Consider the following 4,694-nt stretch of genomic DNA (forward strand, 5'->3'; position numbering starts at 1 on the left):
CGCCGAGCCCCCGGCCACCGCCCCGGGCCGCACTCGAAGCGTCCGGCCCGGCCCGTACGCGTTCGGCTCCGGTCGGGATCAGGACCGGATGCCCGCGGCGAGGAGACCGGCAAGGGGCCCCGGCGCCGCCGTCGAGCCGGCGCGCTCCTCCTAAACGCAATATCGGTGCTTTAGGGTGGAGTCATGAGTCGCAAGCCGATGGCGCGCCCCGGCGGGCGCAGTGCACGGGTCCAGGCTTCGGTGCACACCGCTGTCCGCGAAATCCTGTCGGAGCAGGGCCGTGACGCGGTGACCGTCCCTCTGGTCGCCCGGCGCGCCGGAGTCACCCCTTCGACGATCTATCGCCGCTGGGGAGACCTTCAGGAGCTGCTGTCGGACGTCGCGGTGGAGCGCCTGCGGCCCGACACGGCGCCGGAGAACCACGGCGACCTGCTGTCCGACCTGACGGCCTGGGCCGAACAGTTCCTCGACGAGATGTCGTCCCCCTCCGGCCGCGCCTACATCCGTGACGCTCTGCTCGGCGACCGGGACGGCGGCAACGCCGGCCAGTGCTCGGCCTACGCAGCCGAACAGATCGACGTCATACTCGCCCGCGCGATCGGCCGCGAGGAGAAGACTCCCGATGTCGAGACGGCGATGGACCGCGTGGTCGCCCCCATGATGTACCGCATCCTCTTCCGCCCGGCCGGACTCGATGCCGCGTACGCCCGGCGGCTCGTGACCGAGCTCCTCGACGCCGGCGAGAACACGTCGGGGTGAGCTGCCCCGAGTTCCGTGGAGTCCGCGATCGCGTGACCAAGCGGTCTGTGAGACTTCGTCCGGTTACGCCCGGTGCGCCTGTTCGTACTCGTCGAACGGACCTCGCGCACCGCGCGCTCACGCAGCTCATCAGGATATTTACGGGGTGCCGGCATTGCTCGTGGTTCTCCCCACGCCTGGAAGCGTGACCGGGCTTCAGGGACTCCACGAAGATCAGTGCGGCTCATTCCCTCATTCAGGCCACTGGCCGGATCCGGCCACCGGTCGCCTGTCGCAACGCGGCTTCCAGCCGGTCGCGGGCCTCGGTCTGGACGGCGATCCGTTCGTTGAGGACCGCCAGCCGCTCCAAGGCGACCCGCAGGCCCTTCTCCGAGGGCGGTGCGGCGGCCACATCGCCGTCCAGGCACGGCAGGAACACCCGCACGTCGTCCAGGGTGAGCCCGGCGGCCAGCAGATAGCGGATATTGCGGACCCGCACCACCGCCCGCTCGTCGTAGACGCGGTAGCCGTTGGGGGCCCGCTGCGAGGAGATCAGTCCGGCCTGCTCGTAGTGCCGCAGCGCACGGGCGGTCGTCCCGGTCGCCCCGGCCAGCTCACCGATCCGCACCCGTCCCACCTCCCGGGCCACTCCTATCACGCCACGACCGCTCCGCCGTCGACCGGGAGCACCACTCCGGTGACGAACGACGCGGCCGGTGCGGCGAGCTGGGCGACTGCCCAGGCCACCTCCTCGGCCCGGCCGATCCGGGCCAGCGGGGTGTGCGCCAGCTGCCACTCGCGCACCGCTGCCCTTTGCTCCGGCGTCAGGCCCTGGTGCTCGCCGATGGTGGTGTCGATCGCGCCGGGGGCGACCGCCACCACCCGGATCCCGCGGGGTGCCAGCTCGACCGCCCAGCTGCGGGTCAGCAGCTCCAGAGCGGTCTTGGTAGCCGCGTAGACCGAGTTGCCGGGCCAGGCCCGCTGCCCCACCGACGTACTGATATTGACGATCACCCCGCCCGACCTCTCCAGGAGTGGCAGAGCGGCCTGGGCCAGCAGGATGGGGGCGACGAGGTTGGTGGCAAGCTGAGCTGTGATCACCTCCGGTGTGAGCGTGCCGAGGGCGCCGCTGCGCACGATGCCCGCGTTGTTGACCAGCACGTCCAGTCGGCCGTGTGTCTCCAGCACGGCCCGGATGATCCGATCCGGCTCGCCCTCGGCGGTGATGTCGGCGGCCAGCGGCGTGATCCGGTCGTGCCTGGCCGCGGTTTCCTTGAGGGGCTCGGCCCGCCGCCCGACCGCGACCACGTGGGCGCCCTCAGCGGCGAAGGCGCGGGCGGTGGCCCGGCCGATCCCGGTGCCGGCTCCGGTGACGGCGACGATCCTGCTGCTCTGCGGTGCGGTGCTGTTCATACCGGTCATCGTGCAACCCTGCCGCCAGCGGCAAGGTCAAGCAGCGTCTAGCGGGCGACGGGTGACCCGCCGAGTCTCACCACGACGGCCCCCTACCGAAGTAGGGGGCCGTTTGGCGCACCGCGGGCGGGCCCGGTGGGTACGGTTCTGGGTGTCAGCGCCAGAACTTGGAGACCAGTATGCCTGTTCCCTATGACGAGCACACCGGTGCCCGTATCGCGCGAGCCCGGAAACTACGCCACGTGACTCAACGCCAGCTGGCCGAGCTGGCGGGCCTCAGCCAGTCCACCATCGCCAAGGTGGAGCAGGGATTGATGTCCGCGAGTCCGTCTGTGACCGGCGCGGTGGCCCGCGCCCTGTCCATCCCAGTAACGGACTTGAACGGCCAGCCCTACTTGGACGAGCTGCGCCGGGACCAGCTCGACAGGTTGATACAGCCAATCCGTGAGGCACTGGACCTGTACGACATCGGCAGTGACGACGATCCGGCGCCACGTGGCCTGGACGACCTCCACGCGGACACCGAGCGGCTGTGCGCCCAGGTTCGTGAGGGAAACCTGAAGCGGGCAGCATCTGATCTCCCCGGCTTGATCGGGGAAGCCACGGCGGCCGCGCACACCGACGGCTCCGACCGGGCGTGGCGCATCCTCGCGTCGGCCTACCGCACCGCCTACGACGTGACGGGGAAACTCGGGCACGTCGACCTGAGCACGGTGGCGCTGGACCGGATGGACTGGGCGGCCCAGCGCGCGAGTGATCCGGTGATGGCCGCCATCCGCCAGTACATGCGGGCCTTGGTGCACCTGCGGGCCAGTCACTACTTGATCGGTCAGCGCCTGGTGCGGTCCGGTCTGGCGATGCTGGAGCAGGCACCGGCCAGCCGTGAACGCCAGGTGGTTCACGGGCAACTGCACCTGGGCGCGGCGGTCCTCGGCGCGCGGGCACAGGACGGCTCTACCGCTGACGAACACCTGAACGAGGCGGAGCGCATCGCGCGGGAGACCGGCGAGGCCACGACCGTGCACTGGCTCGCGTTCGGACCAACGAACGTCGGCGTGCACCGGGTAGCGAGCCTGGCCGAGCGGGACATGTTCCCCGAGGCGCTGGACGCCGCGGCCACGGTGACGGTGCCGGCTTCCTGGCCGGCGTCCCGGAAGAGCCACCATCTGGCGGAGGTGGCCCGGGCACAGTTGTGGACCGGCCGCACTGACGCCGCTTTCCGGTCGTTGCAGGAGGCGCGGCAGGTATCGCCTCAGCAGACGAAGTACCACCCGCTGGTTCGTGAGACTTACGCATCGTTGATGTCCGCTCATCGTCGACTGCCGCACACATTCGCCAACTACGGCACCTGGCTGGGGTTCTAACAGCACGCAAAGCTCCGGCCTGAACTGTCATTCGACACTGACAGTTCAGGCCTTGCCACGTCGGCATCCTGTGACGGTCAGCGCACAGAGCATCACACGGAGCCGATCATGACGTTGCGCGTGCCCGTTCCCCTTACCACCAGGTGCCCCGTCACAGACGCCATCGACCGGGCCATGGCCGTAGGGCGTGTCCCTCCCCGCTACGAGGACCTTCAGACGCTTGAGGCCGAGCTGCAGCACCACCTTCGGGTGCTGCTGCCCGCCGCGCCCGTCGAGTCCTCTCGGGCGGCTGCTGCCGCAGCCCAGTCCCGTGAAGGGCTGGGAGAGGGGTTGCGTTCGGCGGTGGACCAAGTGCGGCTCCTGGCGCTGGACTGCCGGTGGCTGCTGCGGCACCTCGGCCACGAGGGGAGGCCGGCCCGTTGACCGCCTCCCCCTCCCTCTGCCCCGTCCCGCTGGTCCGGCAGGGGGTGTGGTGCGAGGCGATCAGCACCTACTCGGGCGCGCCGAAGACGGCCACGCGCCGGGACGGGTACGCGGCGCTGAGCCCCGAGGCGGCGGTCCGGTGGATACGGACCGGGGTACGCACCGTGGCCTCCGTGCTCGGCCCGCAGCAAGCCGAGTTCGTACTGGACTGGTGGGTGGACGGGCCCGGCTCGGAGCGGGCGTGCACCCAGCTGTGTGAGCACGGAGACTGCTCGCTGACCCTCTACCCCGGCATCCAGGAACTCACCTGGCAAGCCCGCCCGGTGCGGTTCCTGCGCCTGGCGCAGGTCAACGGCCGCCCCCCGTGCGGCCGTCGTTACCGGCCGCGGCTGCTGCTGACCGGGAGGGCCAGTCATGCCCGCTGACACACCCAAGACGCCCAACGGCGCGGCGAAGACCAAGCAGCCCGGCCGGCTGGGCTGCGCGTACCTGACCGTCAAGGCCAACCCCGGCGCCCTCGCGATCGTGCTGATGATCCTCGCCTTCGCCGCCTGGTGGCTGTGGCCGCTCGCCGTCTTCGCACTCGGCTGGTAGCAGCCCTCCCTCGAACTGCCCCGCGGCGGGGGCCCCCCCCCCGCCCCCCCCCCCCCGGGGGGGGGCCCGACGCGCGCATGCGGCTCTCACGCAGCTACCCAGCTCCGGTGCCCGTCGACCGGGACGCGGGTGAACGGGGCGCGGGCCTCCTCATCGATGGGC

Annotated in this window: 7 protein-coding genes; 5 read left to right on the forward strand and 2 right to left on the reverse strand. The window is 71.0% G+C overall.

Annotated features, from left to right (window positions below):
- Window positions 1-183: 183 nt before the first annotated feature.
- Window positions 184-759 carry a TetR/AcrR family transcriptional regulator gene (locus AC2CJA_RS24320; RefSeq protein ID WP_484604827.1) on the forward strand — a complete coding sequence of 192 codons (576 nt, stop codon included), beginning with the start codon at window positions 184-186 and terminating at the stop codon, window positions 757-759.
- 235 nt (window positions 760-994) lie between these two features.
- Here AC2CJA_RS24320 and AC2CJA_RS24325 read toward each other — a convergent pair whose 3' ends face one another.
- Window positions 995-1,366, reverse strand: a complete 372-nt coding sequence (locus tag AC2CJA_RS24325; RefSeq protein ID WP_206351833.1) for a MerR family transcriptional regulator — start codon at window positions 1,364-1,366, stop codon at window positions 995-997.
- 26 nt (window positions 1,367-1,392) lie between these two features.
- Complete coding sequence (locus tag AC2CJA_RS24330; protein ID WP_484604828.1) at window positions 1,393-2,160, reverse strand: SDR family NAD(P)-dependent oxidoreductase; 768 nt, start codon at window positions 2,158-2,160, stop codon at window positions 1,393-1,395.
- A gap of 170 nt (window positions 2,161-2,330) precedes the next feature.
- On the opposite strand from AC2CJA_RS24330, the gene AC2CJA_RS24335 reads away from it, so the two are divergent.
- From AC2CJA_RS24335 to AC2CJA_RS24350, 4 genes are all read left to right on the forward strand, one after another.
- The gene (locus AC2CJA_RS24335) at window positions 2,331-3,515 is read left to right on the forward strand and encodes a helix-turn-helix domain-containing protein (RefSeq protein ID WP_484604829.1); all 1,185 of its coding nucleotides are present in this window, start codon (window positions 2,331-2,333) and stop codon (window positions 3,513-3,515) included.
- Window positions 3,516-3,635: 120 nt separating this feature from the next.
- Window positions 3,636-3,938: a DUF6415 family natural product biosynthesis protein gene (locus tag AC2CJA_RS24340; protein WP_484604830.1), complete on the forward strand. Its 303-nt coding sequence runs from the start codon at window positions 3,636-3,638 to the stop codon at window positions 3,936-3,938.
- A complete protein-coding gene (locus AC2CJA_RS24345) occupies window positions 3,935-4,363 on the forward strand; it encodes a hypothetical protein (RefSeq protein WP_484604831.1) in 429 nt (142 codons plus the stop codon). The genes AC2CJA_RS24340 and AC2CJA_RS24345 overlap by 4 nt, the downstream gene beginning before the upstream one ends.
- Complete coding sequence (locus tag AC2CJA_RS24350; RefSeq protein WP_484604832.1) at window positions 4,353-4,532, forward strand: hypothetical protein; 180 nt, start codon at window positions 4,353-4,355, stop codon at window positions 4,530-4,532. The genes AC2CJA_RS24345 and AC2CJA_RS24350 overlap by 11 nt, the downstream gene beginning before the upstream one ends.
- Window positions 4,533-4,694: the final 162 nt, after the last annotated feature.

It is taken from the genome of Streptomyces sp. ATLC9, assembly GCF_057196705.1.

What these genes read in the sequence shown, in the direction of transcription:
- AC2CJA_RS24320 (WP_484604827.1), top strand. Translation starts at nt 184, where the DNA reads ATGAGTCGCAAGCCGATGGCGCGCCCCGGCGGGCGCAGTGCACGGGTC.
- AC2CJA_RS24330 (WP_484604828.1), bottom strand. Translation starts at nt 2,160, where the DNA reads ATGACCGGTATGAACAGCACCGCACCGCAGAGCAGCAGGATCGTCGCC.
- AC2CJA_RS24335 (WP_484604829.1), top strand. Translation starts at nt 2,331, where the DNA reads ATGCCTGTTCCCTATGACGAGCACACCGGTGCCCGTATCGCGCGAGCC.
- AC2CJA_RS24350 (WP_484604832.1), top strand. Translation starts at nt 4,353, where the DNA reads ATGCCCGCTGACACACCCAAGACGCCCAACGGCGCGGCGAAGACCAAG.